General features: G+C 65.7%; 11 protein-coding genes and 1 riboswitch. Of the genes, 8 read left to right on the top strand and 3 right to left on the bottom strand.

The genetic code is table 11. The annotated features are described in order from the left end of the window. The first annotated feature begins 68 nt into the window (after nucleotides 1-68). From rluD to DVT68_RS05990, 4 genes are all read left to right on the top strand, one after another. Nucleotides 69-1,046, top strand: a complete 978-nt coding sequence (rluD, locus tag DVT68_RS06005; protein ID WP_114824078.1) for a 23S rRNA pseudouridine(1911/1915/1917) synthase RluD — start codon at nucleotides 69-71, stop codon at nucleotides 1,044-1,046. 202 nt (nucleotides 1,047-1,248) lie between these two features. Continuing rightward, nucleotides 1,249-2,598 (top strand): hypothetical protein, encoded by a 1,350-nt coding sequence (locus DVT68_RS06000; RefSeq protein ID WP_147281672.1) that lies wholly within the window; start codon nucleotides 1,249-1,251, stop codon nucleotides 2,596-2,598. Next, nucleotides 2,591-3,337 carry a peptidoglycan editing factor PgeF gene (gene pgeF / locus DVT68_RS05995; RefSeq protein WP_114824076.1) on the top strand — a complete coding sequence of 249 codons (747 nt, stop codon included), beginning with the start codon at nucleotides 2,591-2,593 and terminating at the stop codon, nucleotides 3,335-3,337. Before DVT68_RS06000 ends, pgeF begins: the two co-directional genes overlap by 8 nt. Nucleotides 3,338-3,472: 135 nt before the next feature. Continuing rightward, nucleotides 3,473-4,039 (top strand): hypothetical protein, encoded by a 567-nt coding sequence (locus tag DVT68_RS05990; protein ID WP_114824075.1) that lies wholly within the window; start codon nucleotides 3,473-3,475, stop codon nucleotides 4,037-4,039. 62 nt (nucleotides 4,040-4,101) lie between these two features. Here the strand turns inward: DVT68_RS05990 and otsA are convergent, their stop codons facing one another. Genes otsA through otsB form a run of 3 tightly spaced genes read right to left on the bottom strand, consistent with a single transcriptional unit; the run spans nucleotide 4,102 to nucleotide 8,034 of the window. Next, nucleotides 4,102-5,490: an alpha,alpha-trehalose-phosphate synthase (UDP-forming) gene (otsA, locus tag DVT68_RS05985; protein WP_114824074.1), complete on the bottom strand. Its 1,389-nt coding sequence runs from the start codon at nucleotides 5,488-5,490 to the stop codon at nucleotides 4,102-4,104. Further along, the gene (locus DVT68_RS05980; RefSeq protein WP_114824073.1) at nucleotides 5,490-7,301 is read right to left on the bottom strand and encodes a glycoside hydrolase family 15 protein; all 1,812 of its coding nucleotides are present in this window, start codon (nucleotides 7,299-7,301) and stop codon (nucleotides 5,490-5,492) included. The genes otsA and DVT68_RS05980 overlap by 1 nt, the downstream gene beginning before the upstream one ends. Next, the gene (otsB, locus tag DVT68_RS05975; protein WP_158543457.1) at nucleotides 7,273-8,034 is read right to left on the bottom strand and encodes a trehalose-phosphatase; all 762 of its coding nucleotides are present in this window, start codon (nucleotides 8,032-8,034) and stop codon (nucleotides 7,273-7,275) included. The genes DVT68_RS05980 and otsB overlap by 29 nt, the downstream gene beginning before the upstream one ends. A 252-nt stretch (nucleotides 8,035-8,286) precedes the next feature. Here otsB and clpB point away from each other — a divergent pair, with 252 nt between their 5' ends. The 4 genes from clpB to cobO all read left to right on the top strand — a co-directional run bounded on the left by clpB (nucleotide 8,287) and on the right by cobO (nucleotide 15,062). Continuing rightward, complete coding sequence (gene clpB / locus DVT68_RS05970) at nucleotides 8,287-10,869, top strand: ATP-dependent chaperone ClpB (protein WP_114824071.1); 2,583 nt, start codon at nucleotides 8,287-8,289, stop codon at nucleotides 10,867-10,869. Between the two features lie 682 nt (nucleotides 10,870-11,551). Continuing rightward, nucleotides 11,552-11,789, top strand: a riboswitch (cobalamin riboswitch). A gap of 132 nt (nucleotides 11,790-11,921) precedes the next feature. Beyond that, the gene (gene btuB, locus DVT68_RS05965; protein WP_199535994.1) at nucleotides 11,922-13,790 is read left to right on the top strand and encodes a TonB-dependent vitamin B12 receptor; all 1,869 of its coding nucleotides are present in this window, start codon (nucleotides 11,922-11,924) and stop codon (nucleotides 13,788-13,790) included. A gap of 58 nt (nucleotides 13,791-13,848) precedes the next feature. Beyond that, entirely contained in the window at nucleotides 13,849-14,430 is a 582-nt protein-coding gene (locus DVT68_RS05960) for a hypothetical protein (protein WP_114824069.1), read from the top strand. Nucleotides 14,431-14,462: 32 nt separating this feature from the next. Continuing rightward, complete coding sequence (gene cobO, locus DVT68_RS05955) at nucleotides 14,463-15,062, top strand: cob(I)yrinic acid a,c-diamide adenosyltransferase (protein WP_114824418.1); 600 nt, start codon at nucleotides 14,463-14,465, stop codon at nucleotides 15,060-15,062. The last annotated feature ends 87 nt before the right edge of the window (nucleotides 15,063-15,149 follow it).

Here is a 15,149-nt window from a genome sequence, read left to right as displayed (position 1 = left end):
ATAAGGGTTCAGATGTTTGATCGAAAAGGGATGATAGCCGAAACCACCGGGCGCCCGGGGAGCCGGCCATGACGACGATCCGTCATGAGGCCACGGCGCCCCTGTCCGCCGCAGGTCGGAGGTTCGACCAGGCTTTGGCCGAGATGTTCCCCGACTACTCCCGATCCCGCCTCACGGCGTGGATCAAGGCCGGCGCCGTCACCCTGGACGGGGCCCAGGCGGCCCCGCGCCAGCTGTTGCGCGGCGGGGAGCGCGTCCGACTGGAGGCCGAGCTGGAAACCGAGGTGGAGCTGGCCCCGGAGGCCATCGCCCTGGATATCGTCCATGAAGACCGGGACGTGCTCGTGCTGAACAAGCCCGCCGGGCTGGTGGTGCACCCTGGCGCAGGAAATAGCGCCGGCACGGTGCTTAACGCCCTGCTGCACCACGACCCCGCGCTGGCCCAGCTGCCCCGCGGCGGCATCGTGCACCGGCTGGACAAGGAGACCTCGGGCCTGATGGTGGTGGCCAAGACCCTGCCGGCGCATACCGCCCTGGTCGACATGCTCTCGCGTCACGACGTCGAGCGGCAGTACGAGGCCGTGGTGCTGGGCACCCTGGTGGCCGGCGGCACGGTGGACGCGCCGATCGGCCGCCACATGGGCGACCGCCTGCGCCAGGCCGTGCGCGACGAGGAGGACGGCAAGCGCGCCGTCACCCACTACCGCCTGCGTGAGCGTTTTCGCGCCCACAGCCTGATCCAGTGCAGCCTGGAGACCGGCCGCACCCACCAGATCCGCGTGCACATGGCGCACATCGGCCACCCCCTGGTGGGCGATCCGCTGTACGGCGGCGGCCTGAAGCTGCCCAAGGGAGCCACGCCCGAGCTGGTGGCGGCGCTGCGTGGTTTCCGGCGCCAGGCCCTGCATGCCGAGCGGCTGGCCTTCGAGCATCCCGTCACGCACGAACCGATGTCCTTCAGCGCCGAGCGCCCGGCCGACCAGCAGGCGCTGATAGACGCCCTGCGCACGGACGCGGCCCAGGCGGACCCGGATGATTGGCAGTGAGCCGGCGTCGTGAGCCCGGTGGGGATGGCTGCGCAGCGGGCATCGGAAAGGCTGGCGACAGGCAGCGGCGCATGGCGGCCACTTCCTCCTGGCGGCTGTTCTGTCGGGCGGCGGTTACGGGGTGGCCGAGGGGCGCAGTGCGGAATCGGCCATCGACGATGATGTGCGGGAGGGCTGTGTGCGCGAATTGACGGGGGGAGTCATGCGGTACGTGCAGGGGTTATGCCTCTTGCTGGTGCTCGGTGTGGGCATGTGGTTGCGTCTCGGTACGGCTGCCGGCACTGAAGTAGATCACCCCATCCGCAACGATGCTAAGGAATACGTCGCTTACGCTTGGAATTGGAAGTTCCAGGGGGTCTATTCGCCTGACATCACGACGTTGCTGGGAACGTCGAAAGCTCCGCCGGTGCCCGATGCGGTCAGGCCACCGGGATATCCCTTACTACTGCGTACCTTCATGCCGCAGTATCTGAACGAACATTTTGCGGTCCGCATGGCCTATGTGCAGGCTTGGATCGCTGGTCTGACGCTGCTGCTCACCACCCTACTGGCGATGGCATTGCTTGGGGCCTGGCCGGGCTTGGCTCTGGGCGCGCTGGTGGCGCTGAGTCCACACCAGAGCGTTTATGTGCCGTATTTGCTCAGCGAGACGACGTTTGGCGCCGTGCTGATGCTGGCGCTTGCCGCGGGCGTCGCCGCGCTGAGGACCGCCAGTCGGCGCGCCCGCTATGTTTTGGGCTTTCTATCCGGCGTCCTGTTCGGCATGGCCTGTTTGGTTCGCCCGACCCTCAACCAGTGGATTCCGGTCCTTCTGATACTTTTGCTGGTGCCTGCCGTCCGTCGCTTCTGGCGCGAGGTCGCCGTGCTGGCGCTCGGCTTCGTGCTGATGATGTCACCGTGGTGGGTGCGCAATGAGATCACTCTGCATCACATGACGGACTCGGAGAAAATGCTGGTCACTGTGCAGCAGGGCAGCTATGTCGACCTGATGTACCAAGGTCGTCCTGACACTTACGGGGCGGCCTACCGCTTTGATCCCAAGGCCGCCCAGGCAGCATCGAGCTGGCCCGACCTGATGACCGACCTGCGCGACAAGTTCGCGAGCCAGCCCGCGGCCATGGTCCGCTGGTATGTGTTTGGCAAGGTCGAGTCATTCCTGTCCTGGAGTTCAGCCGAAGGATGGGGCGACATCTTTACCTATCCGGTCTTTCGCACCCCTTGGCTAAGCGCGCCGGCTTTCATCGCCGCTGCGTCGCTGATGCGCGGAATGCATGCACCGCTGATGATCTTGAGCGTGCTGGGGGCCTTGATGGCCTTCCTGCCAGTGACCCGGCGACAGTTCGATGAGCGAAGCGCGGATGCGTGGCGGTTCCTTGCGCTGATGTACCTGTTTGCTATCGGTGTACATGTAGTCGGCTTGCCGATTGCCCGGTACAGCGTGCCGTTCCAGCCGCTTGGTTACCTGTTCGCAGGGTTCCAGCTGGTCTTGCTGTATCGCTTTTACCGCGAACGTCAACGGCAAGAGCTCTCCGGCGAGGCCCAGCATGCCTGAGGGCTGGATCAAGCCCGAGTGGCCAGTCCCACCCGGTGTGCGTTGCGCTGTAAGCACACGGCAGGCGCCAGGTGTGTCGGAGCGGCCACATGACCGATTCAACCTGGGCTTGCGTTGCGGCGATGCGCCGGCCGCGGTGGAGGCCAATCGCGCTGCTGTAAGTGGCGCCTTGGGGTTGCAGCGGTCGCCGCACTGGCTCCAGCAGGTCCATGGCGTCGACGTGGCCGATATCGATCGGCTGGAGGACGACGGTGAGCCGAGGGCGGATGCGGCGGTGACCACGCGTGTCGGGGAGCCGCTGGCGATCCTTACCGCCGATTGCCTGCCGGTGCTGTTCTGCACCCGGGACGGCACGGCTGTCGCCGCCGCGCATGCCGGCTGGCGTGGACTGGCGGCCGGCGTGCTGGAAGCAACGCTGGCGGCGCTGCCGGCGCCGCCTTCGCAGGTCATGGCCTGGCTGGGGCCGTGCATCGGCGCGCCCAGCTACGAAGTGGGCAAGGAAGCGCATGAGGCATTCCTCGCCACCGACGCCGGAGCGGCTGCGTGCTTCACGCCGACGCGACCGGGCCACTGGCTGTGCGACCTGGCCGGCCTGGCGCGCCGACGCCTGCAGGCGGCTGGCGTGACTACCGTGCATGGGGGCGGCTTCGACACGCGTACCGACGCGCGTTTCTATTCCTACCGGCGCGACGGCGCCCATAGCGGACGCTTCGCCAGCCTGATCTGGCTGGTTCCCTAGACGGTCGGATGGGCTCTCCGGGCGGAAAGTTGACGCGAAGCTGACGAAAGAGGCAGATTGCGGCGGTGGCATCGCAAGGGTGGGGCCGTCGGACGATGCCCGGAACCCCAGTCAATCGCATTACAGGGAGGTCGCATGAAACGCAGTCATGTCGTCATGCTCGTCGGCGCCTTGTCGGTCATGGGGAGCGCCGCGACGGCGTCCACCACTTCCGGGGCGCTGAACCCGTTTCCGCAGCGTGTGTTGCCGGTGCTCGTGCAGGTCAACTCCAGTGGCAAGGTCACTTCGGCATCGCCTGCGCTCGCGCTTGAGCCGAAGATGAGTCGGCTGCTTTCCCAGAACCTGAGCGAGATGATCACCAAGCCGGCCGAGTCGCAGGGTCGGCCGGTCGCCAGCCAGTTCATCCTCAACCTTCAGCTCGAAGCGACGAAGCGACCCGATGGCAGGTACGACGCTCATTTCGTTTCGGTCTCGACCCAGCCCGTGCCGGCAGGCAACTGGCATTGGGTCGATATCGAAGGGCGCAAGTTGGCATTGGCCGGGCCGGATGGTCTCACGCCGCTCCAGCGTGATCGGCTGCAGGAGCCACCGACGCCGCGCGACAACAGCAACCGGTACAGTCCGGCGACCAACGCCGCGCCGTCGTCCACGCCCAGCTTGGCTTCGTCGACCGTTCCGCGTGGCGCTGGCCACGGCCCTTGAGCGGCAGGATGGTCGGATCGTCGAAAAGCCCGCCGGACCGGCGGGCTTTTTTGTGCGCGAAGTCATCCGTCCAGCCGGTGCAGGAAGGCGTTTCGCCACGCTGTGACATCCTGCTTTTCCAGCACGTCCATCATGCGGCGCCAGCGCGTGCGACGCTCGTGCAGCGGCATCGTCAGCGCGACGCCAAGCGCTTCGGCGACTTCTTCGGTGTCGGCCGGATTGACCAGCAGCGCATCGACAAGCTCCTGCGCGGCTCCGGCAAAGCGCGACAACACCAGAACCCCGGGATTCTCCGGATCCTGGCTGGCCACGTACTCCTTGGCCACCAGGTTCATGCCATCGCGCAGGGGCGTGACCAGGCCCACGCGCGCCGTGCGGTAGTAGCCGCTGAGCAGGCTGTGCGGGAAGGAGTTGTTGACGTAACGGATCGGCGCCCAGTCGGGTGCGGCATACAGGCCGTTGATATGGCCGGCGCTGCGTTCCAGTTCGCGGCGGATCTGCTGGTATTCGGGGACGCCGCCACGCGAGGGTGGGGCGATCTGCAGGAAGGTGACGTGCCGATGCAGCTGCGGCGAGCGTTCGAGCAGGCGCGCATAGGCCTGGAAGCGCTCGGGCAAGCCCTTGGAATAATCGAGGCGATCCACGCCGATGATCAGCGCACGCCCCTCCAGACTTTGCTTGAGCTGGTCAATCTCCTCGTGTTCATGCGCATGGCTGGCGGAGTCGGCGACGTGGCGAGTATCGATGCCGATAGGAAACGCTTCGGCCTGGAAGCGGCGTCCGCCGGGTGTGCGAAGGCGGCCGTCCCGCCGCATCACGGCGCCGACCTCGTGCAGGAAATATTCTTCCAGCGCGCGCCGGTCGCGCGCGGTTTGCACGCCAACCAGGTCGTAGCTGGACAGCGTCTCCAGTAGTTCTCGATGGTGTGGCAGTGCGATGAGCAGGCCCGCCGCCGGCAGCGGCGTATGCAGGAAGAAACCGATGCGGTTGTGCAGGCCTCGGTCGCGCAGCATCGCCGCGAGGGGGATCAGGTGATAATCGTTGATCCACACCGTGTCGTCCGGGGCGATCAGCGGCATCAGGTGCTCGGCGAACAGGTTGTTGACGCGCAGGTAGCCGGCGAGATGCCGACGGTCGTAATCGACCAGATCCGGACGGTAATGCAGCAATGGCCACAGCGTGCGATTAGCGAAGCCGTCGTAGAAATCGTCGTGGTCGGCGCGCGAGAGATCGATGGTGGCGTAGTCGACGGCGTCGTCGGAAACCCGATGTACTTCCCCGCCGCTCTGCCGCGCAACCTTGCCGCTCCAGCCGAACCACAGTCCGCCGCGCTCCTGCAGCGCCACGCGCATGGCTGAGGCCAGCCCCCCTGTTGCGGTCTGCTCGGGTAGCGCCACCCGGTTGGATACGACGATCAATCGACCCTTGCCGCCTTCGCGGCCGGCAAACATCACAATGCGTCCTCCCAGCGTCGCGACAGGCGCATCGCGGCCTGGATCAATCCCACCATCGAATAGGTCTGGGGGAAATTGCCCCAGTGCTCGCCATTGGACGGCGCGATGTCTTCGGACAGCAGGCCCAACGGATTGCGCTGCGCCAGCATGTGCTCGAACATCTCGCGGGCCCGCTCGTGGCGGCCGGTAGCGGCGAGGGCGTCGATGTACCAGAACGTGCAAATGTTGAAGCTGGTTTCCGGCGCGCCGAAGTCATCGGGCGCGATGTAGCGGAACAGATAGTCACCGCGACCCAGTGCTTCGCCGATGGCATCGACCGTGGCGATGAAGCGCGGGTCCATCGCGTCGATGAATCCGATGTCGGCAAGCAGCAGCAGGCTGGCGTCCAGGTGCTCGCCGTCGTAGGCGTCGACGAACGTGCCAAGTCTTTCGTTCCAGGTGCGCTCCTCGATACGCGCGTGCAGCGCGATCGCCTCGTCGTGCCATCGCCGGGCGCGATCGTCCAGACCCAGCTCGGTGGCGATGTGGGCCAGGCGCTCGCAGGCGGCCCAGCACATCGCCGCCGAATAAGTGTGCACGGCGGCGCGCCCGCGAAATTCCCACAGGCCGGCGTCGGGCTGTTCGGCCATGCGGATGGCCATTTGGCCCATGCGCTCGAGCCGGCGGAAGCTGGTCTCGTCCCCCGGGTGTTCCAGACGACGGTCGAAATAGGTTTGCGCCGAAGCCAGCACGACCGAGCCGTACACGTCGTTCTGCCGCTGCCGCCACGCGTCGTTGCCCACCCGCACCGGGGCCATGTCGCGGTAGCCGCCCAGGCTGTCCACCGTGGATTCGGCAAGCTCGTGCTCGAACGTGATGCCGAACACCGGGCCAATCTCGCTCTCGCCATCGCCGGCTACGAGGTTGAACACGTAGCGGATGTACTCCTCCATGCTGCGCGTGGCGCCGAGCCGGTTGAGCGCACGCACGGTGAAGGCGGCGTCGCGCAGCCAGCAGTAGCGATAGTCCCAGTTGCGCGCGGAATTTGGCGATTCGGGAATGGAGGTGGTGAGCGCGGCGACGATGGCGCCGGTCGCTTCGTACTGGCACAGCTTGAGCGTGATGGCGGCGCGGATCACCGGCTCCTGCCATTCGTAGGGCACCGACAGATTGCGCACCCACTCGCGCCAATAGGCCAGCGTGCGTTCCAGCGTGTGGTGAATGAAGTCCGCGGGGCTGTGGTTGAGCGTCTCGTCCGGTCCGAATACGAAATGCGCCGGCCGCTCGAGGATGAAGGGCAGGCCGCGCTCGATCATCGGCGTGGCGACATCGGAGGTCAGTCGCTGCACCACGCCGGTGAGCAGGTAGCGGATGTGGTTGCTGCCGGAGGTGGTCTGCGGAGCATTGCTGCCGTAGTCGCACAGGGGGCGCAACAGCACGCGGATGCGCGGGGCGCCGCCGATCGGCCGCACGCGACGGGCGATCAGCACGGGGTGGTAGAAGCGCCCATTCGCGCGGAACCGGGGAACATAGTCCACGATCTCCACGCCGGCGCCCTGCTGGTCGTACAGGTGGGTCACCAGCACGGCCGTATTGGGCAGGTAGTGCTGTTCGGCGTGGGAGAAATCTTCCAGGTGGATGGCCCAGTCGCCGCCTTCCCGTCGCGGTGAAAGCAGCGCACAGAAGCTTGCATCGCCGTCGAAGCGGGGCAGGCAGCCCCACACGATGCGTGCGCGTGCATCAATCAGCACCGCGACACTGCCATTGCCAATGACACCCAGGGACAGGCTGGCCTGGGCCTCAGGCGCTTCCTCCGGAAGAGTGGGCATGCGAGAGGGCTCCATGCTTGAGCGCGTGCAGGACGCGGAAAAGCCAGGCCCGCGCGGCCGCGGGTTCCGGCAGCGAGAAATGGGCGAGGCTGGGTTCGCGTACCCCTACGCGCACGCTCAACCCGCATTCCAGGTTCGCCGTGGCGAAGCCGTGCTCGTCGGTCAGATCGTCGCCGACGTAGACCGGCAACCGTCCGCTGAAGGGCCAACCCGCCAGCAGGCTGGCCACGACCTTGCCCTTGTCCATGCCCTCCGGCTTCAGTTCGACCACCAGGTTGCCCGCTTGCATCTCGTAGCCGGCCAGCTCCGGCAACATCGCCTCGACCCGCTCGCGCAGCGCAACGAATTGTCGCGGCGCGGTGCGGCAATGCAGCGCCATCGCCATGCCCTTGTCCTCCAGCGAAACGCCCGGCAGGCTGGCCGCGATGTTGCCGGCGATATCGCGCACCAGCGAGCGGCGCGCCGCGCCGATGTGCACGCCGCGATAGCGACCGTCGGCGCAACGCAGCTCCAGGCCATGCAATCCCGCCATCGCCCACGGTGGATGGCTGAAAAGATCGTCGAGGTCGTCCAGGCTGCGTCCACTGACCAGCGCGAGCGCGCCGTCGAGGGTGGCGTACAGGTCATCCAGCAATTCGCGCAGGCGCGCATCCACGCATACCTGCTCCGGACGGTCGGCGAAATCGATCAGCGTGCCATCCACGTCCAGGAACATGGCCCAGCGATCATCCACGCCTGGCAACGGCGGTGCCGGAAGGGGCTGGCGGGCGGACATGGCGGTGTGGGGCAGGGGGACTGACACGGCTTCGAGCCTAGCAAGGCGAATGTGAAGGCGATCTATGGGTGGCGTCCAGCGGGCGTCCAGCGACTGAAAAGACAGCCAACGGAAGGCCATGCGCCTGCTTGAATCGAACGGTGGCGTCCGCATCTTCCGTCGCAGTGGCGGCGCGGCCGCCAGATTCCATTGAAGAGGGGGGAGAATCCCATGCGGATGGACAAACTGACGTCGCGTTTTCAGCAGGCGCTGGCCGACGCGCAATCGATCGCCGTCGGACGCGACAACAACATGCTCGAACCGGTGCACGTGATGTCGGCCCTGCTTGAACAGCAGGGTGGTTCGACGGCGCCGCTGCTGACCCAGGCCCAGGTCAACGTGCCGGCGCTGCGCCAGCGAGTCAACGAACTGATCGAACGCCTGCCGCGCGTCAGCGGGCAGGAGGGCAACGTGCACGCCGGCAACGAGCTGACGCGCCTGCTCAATCTCACCGACAAGCTCGCCCAGCAGCGAGGCGACCAGTTCATCGCCAGCGAGCTGTTCGTGCTCGCGGCGCTGGAGGACAAGGGCGAATTGGGCGCCGCGCTGAAGGCGGCTGGCGCCAACAAGGCCAACGTGGAGGCCGCCATCGACAAGCTGCGGGGCGGCGAAAAGGTGCAGAGTGAGAACGCCGAGGAGCAGCGCCAGGCGCTGGAGAAGTACTGCATCGACCTCACCGCGCGCGCGGAAAGCGGCAAGCTCGATCCGGTGATTGGCCGCGACGAAGAGATCCGCCGCACCATCCAGGTGCTGCAGCGTCGCACCAAGAACAATCCCGTGCTGATCGGCGAGCCGGGCGTCGGCAAGACAGCCATCGTCGAAGGCCTCGCCCAGCGCATCGTGAAGGGTGAGGTGCCGGAGGGTCTGCGCGACCGGCGCGTGCTGTCGCTCGACATGGGCGCGCTGATCGCCGGCGCCAAGTTTCGCGGCGAGTTCGAAGAGCGCCTGAAAGCCGTGCTGAATGATCTGGCCAAGAACGAAGGCCAGATCATCCTGTTCATCGATGAGCTGCATACCATGGTCGGCGCCGGCAAGGCCGATGGCGCCATGGATGCCGGCAACATGCTCAAGCCTGCGCTGGCCCGCGGCGAGCTGCACTGCATCGGCGCCACCACGCTCGACGAATACCGCAAGTACATCGAAAAGGATGCGGCGCTTGAGCGCCGTTTCCAAAAGGTGTTCGTCGGCGAACCCAGCGTGGAGGACACCATCGCGATCCTCCGCGGCCTCAAGGAGCGCTACGCCGTTCACCACGGCGTGGAGATCACTGACCCGGCTATTGTTGCCGCGGCGACGCTATCCAATCGCTACATTCCCGATCGCCAGTTGCCTGACAAGGCCATCGACCTGATGGACGAAGCGGCCTCGCGCATCCGCATGGAAATCGATTCCAAGCCGGAGGAGCTCGACCGGCTCGAGCGTCGCCTGATCCAGCTGAAGATCCAGCGCGAGATGCTGAAGAAGGAAACCGACGAGGCGTCCAAGAAGCGCCTCGCCGACCTTGATACGGATATCCAGAAGCTGGAGCGCGAGTTCTCTGACCTCAACGAGATCTGGAAGTCCGAAAAGGCCGCCCTGCAGGGCGCGACCAAGGTGAAGGAGCAGATCGAGGCCGCGCGCGTGGAGCTGGAGGCGGCGCAGCGCCAGCAGGACTACGCCAGGATGAGCGAGATCCAGTACGGCAAGTTGCCGGAACTGGAAAAGCAGCTCGCCGCCGCGCAGGCCGCCGAGAAGCAGGATTTCAAGCTGGTGCAGGACCGCGTCACCGAGGAAGAGATCGCCGAGGTGGTGTCTCGCTGGACGGGTATTCCGGTCACCAAGATGCTCGAGGGCGAGCGCGACAAGCTGTTGCACATGGAAGAGGCGCTGCATCATCGCGTGGTCGGCCAGGACGAAGCGGTCCGCGCCGTATCCGATGCGATCCGCCGCGCCCGTGCGGGCCTGTCCGATCCCAATCGACCGTATGGCTCGTTCCTGTTCCTCGGCCCCACCGGCGTGGGCAAGACCGAGCTGTGCAAGGCGCTGGCCGAGTTCCTGTTCGATACGCAGGACGCGATGGTGCGCATCGACATGAGCGAGTTCATGGAGAAGCACTCGGTGAGCCGCCTGATCGGCGCGCCCCCGGGCTACGTCGGCTACGAGGAAGGTGGCTACCTCACCGAAGCGGTGCGTCGCCGTCCGTACAGCGTGATCCTGCTGGACGAAGTGGAGAAGGCGCATCCGGATGTATTCAACATCCTGCTGCAAGTGCTGGACGACGGCCGTCTCACTGATGGTCAGGGCCGCACGGTCGACTTCCGCAACACCGTCATCGTGATGACCTCCAACCTCGGCTCGCAGATGATCCAGGAGCATTCCGGGGACAGCGAGGCCGATTACATGCAGATGAAGGCCGCGGTGCTGGGCGTGGTGCAGGCGCACTTCCGCCCGGAGTTCATCAACCGCCTCGACGAACTGGTGGTGTTCCGTCCGCTGGGCAAGAACCAGATCCGGGCGATCGCGAAGATCCAGCTGGCCTATCTGGAGAAGCGTCTGGCGGAGCGTCAGCTCAAGCTAGAGGTCGGCGACAAGGCGTTGGACCTGTTGGGCAACGTGGGCTTCGATCCGGTGTATGGCGCGCGACCGCTGAAGCGCGCGATCCAGCAGCAGTTGGAGAATCCGCTGGCGAAGGAGATCCTCGAGGGGCGCTTTGCCGCTGGCAACACGGTGGTCGTCGACGCGGCGCAGGGGCACCTGGTTTTCAGCAAGCAGTAATGCCTGTTCACAAGTAGGGCAATAAGGCGCCCGCGCTGTCATGGCAGCGCGGGCGTTTTTGGATTGAGTTGTTGAGGCGGGGCTACAAAGCGAGCAGCGTTTTAAGTCCTCAGTACCTCGACGCCCCGCGGTGTAGCGGCTGGCCGTGAGGTAGCACGCAACGAATTCGGCTTGCTGTAGTCGCCCGGGCTTGTATGCCATGCAGTGCTGCGCACTCTCAGGGCGATGGCGCGTTACGGAGTAGCCTCTGTCCCTGAGGTAGCACGAAGCCGATCCGGCTGGCTTCGGTCGTCCGGGCTGGTATCCCCCATATCGCTACGAGAGCTTCTAAGGCCATTTCTTTGGGCATTGCCACCATCTCGGTGGTTACTTTTCTTTGGGCCAGCAAAGAAAAGTGACTCGAGCGCCGGCAGGCGACATTGCCACCTTCACGGTGGTCGAAACGCCCGCCGCGTAGGCGGCACGCTGGCGGCAATGCCACGCACAGAACCAAGAGCCAAAGTCACTGGATCCCAGCCTTCGCTGGGATGACGAGTAGGAAGGCACGAGGCGGCGATTCCGTCTGCAGCGGCGCCCTCAAGGCGTAAAGCGCGCCTCTGCAGCGCCCTCCTCAGAAACGGGCAAAGCTCGCAAACCCACCCCTACCTTGTCGCAAGTCATGCCCACCATCGGCTCGTCTGCTACCATGCGTCCCGCCTGAGGTGACTACCGGCCGCAATGCCGGTGGTTGAAACGGGAATCCGGTGCGGCGCGTTTGCGCCTATTCCGGAGCTGCCCCCGCAACGGTAGGCGAACCGCGATCTCCTGATCGCAAGAGCGACTTGAAGCCACTGTGCCCTGTGCACGGGAAGGCGTCGTTCTCCAAGGACATGACGTCCTGGTTCGTGAGCCCGGAGACCGGCCTCGAGGTACGACCAGACAGGCGGTGGGCCATGTCAAGGATGCCATGCGCCGCGTGGCCGCCAAGTCTCCTTCCGCCTGTCTTCATCCCATGCAAGCCGCGCGGGCAGGCGCGGTTGAGGAGTAAGACCTTGGCTATTGAAGTTTCCCTGATGCGTCGCGCCGCTCTGGCGACGGCGCTGTCGTTCGCACTCACCCCGGCGTTTACCGCCAACGCTGCGGACCTCGACAGCACGACGAACCTAGACAGCGTCGTGGTTACCGCCACGCGCACCGCACAGACCCAGGACCAGACCCTTTCCGCGGTCACCGTGATCGACCGCGCGGACATCGAGCGGCTCCAGCCCGCTTCGCTGGTTGACCTGTTGCGCGGCACGCCCGGCATGGCCTTGTCCAACACCGGCGGCCCCGGCAAGCAGACCAGCGTGTTCCTGCGCGGCACCGAGTCTGATCACGTGCTGGTGCTGGTGGACGGCATCAAGATCGGCGCGGCCACCAATGGTCAGGCGGCGCTGCAGGACATTCCGCTCGAGCAGATCGAGCGCATCGAGATCGTGCGCGGACCGTTCTCCAGCCTGTACGGTTCGGAAGCGATCGGCGGCGTGATCCAGATCTTCACCCGTCGCCCTGAAGGCGCTTTCGTGCCCAGCTTCATGCTTGGCGTGGGCAGCTACAGCCATCTGTCCGGTTCGGCCGGGCTGGCCGGCAAGTCCGGTGACGGCTGGTATTCGCTGGAGGCCTCGCACGACCAGACGCACGGCATCAACGCCTGCCGCGTCGGCGCCGCGGAAGTGGGCGCGGCGTGCTACGCCGACCAGCCGGACAAGGACGGCTACCGCAACACCGCCGTCACGCTGCAGGGCGGCTACCGTTTCAGCGATGAGTGGGATGGCGACGCTCGCCTGTTCCGCGCCGAGGGCCACAACTGGTTCGACGGCAATTATTCCGACTCGGACGAGAGCGCTACCCAGGTGGTGGGCGGACGCGTGCACTATCGCCCCAGCAAGGACCTCACCTTCACCCTGAGCCTGGGCACGAGCGGCGATTTCAGCAAGGACTACCTGCACGGCGTATACGTCGACCGCTTTGACACGCATCGCGACGTCGGCTCACTGCAGGCGGACATTGGCCTCTGGGGCGGACTGTTCAGCACGGGCTTTGACTGGCAGCGCGATCAGGTCGACAGCACCGCCGGCTACATCAATGCGTTCACCGGCGTCCCGGTCGACAGCCGCATCAACCGCGGCCTGTTCGGCCAGTGGCAGCAGACCTTCGGCAGCCAGTCGGTGCAGGCCAGCGTGCGCCACGACGACAACAGCCAGTTTGGCGGCAAGACCACCGGCAGCGTGCTTTGGGGCTGGGACTTCACCAGGACTCTTCGCCTGACCGCCAGTTACGGTACGGCGTTCAAGGCGCCGACCTTCAACGACCTGTACTACCCCTACTACGGCAACCCGGACCTCAAGCCGGAGCAGTCGCAGAACATCGAGCTGGGCCTGCGCGGCACCTACGGCTGGGGTTACTGGACGTTCAATGCGTTCCGCAACAAGGTCACCGACCTGATCACGTACGACGCCACCACCCAGGCCGCGGCCAACGTGGAAGACGCGCGTATCCGCGGCGCGGAAGCGGTGGTCAGTGGCCACGTGTCCGGCTGGCAGGTGACGGGCGCCGCCACCTGGCTGGATCCGCGCGACGAGTCCAACGACAGCTACCAGGGCAATCAGCTTCCGCGCCGTCCGCGCCAGATGGCGCGGGTGGATCTGGACCGCAGTTTCGGCGACTTCAGCGTGGGCGGCAGCTGGTATGTCGCTGGCCGCGCTTACGACGATCTCGCCAACCAGCACCCGCTGGGTGGCTATGCGCTGACTGACCTGCGCGCGGCCTACGCGATCTCGCGTGACTTCAAGCTGCAGTTCGCGCTCAACAACGCGTTCGACAAGAGCTATCAGACGGCGTGGTTCTACAACCAGCCGGGTCGCAACTACATGCTGACGCTGCGCTACCAGCCGGCACAGTAAACCGTTGGCGGGGTCGGCTTGCCGGCCCCGCTGTTTTCATCGACCAGGAGTTGAAGACATGAAGATGCCCGTCGGTTCCCGTTTCGCCGTGCTCGCGCCTTTGCTCGTGCTCGTGATGGTGGCCACCCGCTTCAAGCATTTCGGCGACATGCTGCATTGCCCGGATGCCTCGATGGCCGTGTTCTTTCTGGGCGGCGCCTATCTGCGCCGGCACTGGATGTTCGCGCTGATGGTGGGGCTCGCCGTGCTGCTCGACTGGGTGTCGGTCAGTTACGCCGGCGTGGGCGATTTCTGCATCACCGCGGCTTACGCCTTCCTGCCGCTTGCGTATGCGGTGCTGTGGTATGCCGGCCGCTGGTACTCGCCTCGCCTGCAGGGCAACGTACGTTCCCTCGCTGGCGCCTTCGTTGTGGCGCTGGTGGCCGCAAGCGTGTCGTTCGCCATTTCCAATGGCTCGTTCTACTGGCTCGGCGGTCGTTATCCCGACCCGAACGTGGCGCAGTACGTGGCGCGCCTGTGGCAGTGGGGCCCGCTTTTCGTGCGCACCACGATGAGTTACGTGACCGTCGCGCTCGTTGTGCACGCGGCGTGTGCACGCCTGGCGGCAAACTCCGAGCAGGTCAGTCATCAGGAAGCCTGAGCATGAGCGACACCGTGGAACCTGGCGAAGGCATGACGGCTGACGAGCGCCACCGCGAACGCATGCAGCGCAAGAAGGCGCTGGTGGATCGGAAGATCGCCCGCGCCACCATCGAGCGTGGTGTGCTGGTGGTCAATACCGGCAACGGCAAGGGCAAGAGTTCGTCGGGCTTCGGCATGCTGGCCCGGTCGCTCGGGCACGGCTTCCACTGCGGCGTGGTGCAGTTCATCAAGGGCAGCTTCTCCACCGGCGAGGAGGCGTTCTTCCGACGCTTCCCCGACGAGTTGGACTACCACGTGATGGGCGAGGGCTATACCTGGGAAACCCAGGACAAGGCCCGCGACATCCGCACGGCCGAGGCGGCCTGGGACGTGGCCGCGGCGATGCTGTCTGACGCGCGCTACGACTTCGTGCTGCTGGATGAGCTCAACATCGCGCTGGTGAAGGGCTATCTGGATGTGGCCAAGGTTTGCCAGGTGCTGGCGGCGCGGCCACCGCAGCAGCATGTGGTGGTGACCGGCCGAGGCGCGCCGGATGCGCTGGTGGAGATCGCCGATACGGTCACCGAAATGCGCGTGGTGAAGCATGCGTTCCAGGCGGGCATCAAGGCGCAGAAAGGGATCGAGCTTTAGCGCGTTACTTCGCCCCTGATGCCGAGCAGCTTAACGGCCAGGCTTTCACTGGCCGCAGGCGTAGACGACGAACCGCAACAGACAGGG

The organism is Dyella solisilvae, assembly GCF_003351225.1.
GTDB classification, from domain to species: domain Bacteria; phylum Pseudomonadota; class Gammaproteobacteria; order Xanthomonadales; family Rhodanobacteraceae; genus Dyella; species Dyella solisilvae.
The sequence above is the reverse complement of the archived record's forward strand: the minus strand, read 5'-3'. Positions and strand labels throughout refer to the sequence as shown.

What these genes read in the sequence shown, in the direction of transcription:
- rluD (WP_114824078.1), top strand. Translation starts at nt 69, where the DNA reads ATGACGACGATCCGTCATGAGGCCACGGCGCCCCTGTCCGCCGCAGGT.
- DVT68_RS06000 (WP_147281672.1), top strand. Translation starts at nt 1,249, where the DNA reads ATGCGGTACGTGCAGGGGTTATGCCTCTTGCTGGTGCTCGGTGTGGGC.
- pgeF (WP_114824076.1), top strand. Translation starts at nt 2,591, where the DNA reads ATGCCTGAGGGCTGGATCAAGCCCGAGTGGCCAGTCCCACCCGGTGTG.
- DVT68_RS05990 (WP_114824075.1), top strand. Translation starts at nt 3,473, where the DNA reads ATGAAACGCAGTCATGTCGTCATGCTCGTCGGCGCCTTGTCGGTCATG.
- otsA (WP_114824074.1), bottom strand. Translation starts at nt 5,490, where the DNA reads ATGTTTGCCGGCCGCGAAGGCGGCAAGGGTCGATTGATCGTCGTATCC.
- DVT68_RS05980 (WP_114824073.1), bottom strand. Translation starts at nt 7,301, where the DNA reads ATGCCCACTCTTCCGGAGGAAGCGCCTGAGGCCCAGGCCAGCCTGTCC.
- clpB (WP_114824071.1), top strand. Translation starts at nt 8,287, where the DNA reads ATGCGGATGGACAAACTGACGTCGCGTTTTCAGCAGGCGCTGGCCGAC.
- btuB (WP_199535994.1), top strand. Translation starts at nt 11,922, where the DNA reads ATGCGTCGCGCCGCTCTGGCGACGGCGCTGTCGTTCGCACTCACCCCG.
- DVT68_RS05960 (WP_114824069.1), top strand. Translation starts at nt 13,849, where the DNA reads ATGAAGATGCCCGTCGGTTCCCGTTTCGCCGTGCTCGCGCCTTTGCTC.
- cobO (WP_114824418.1), top strand. Translation starts at nt 14,463, where the DNA reads ATGACGGCTGACGAGCGCCACCGCGAACGCATGCAGCGCAAGAAGGCG.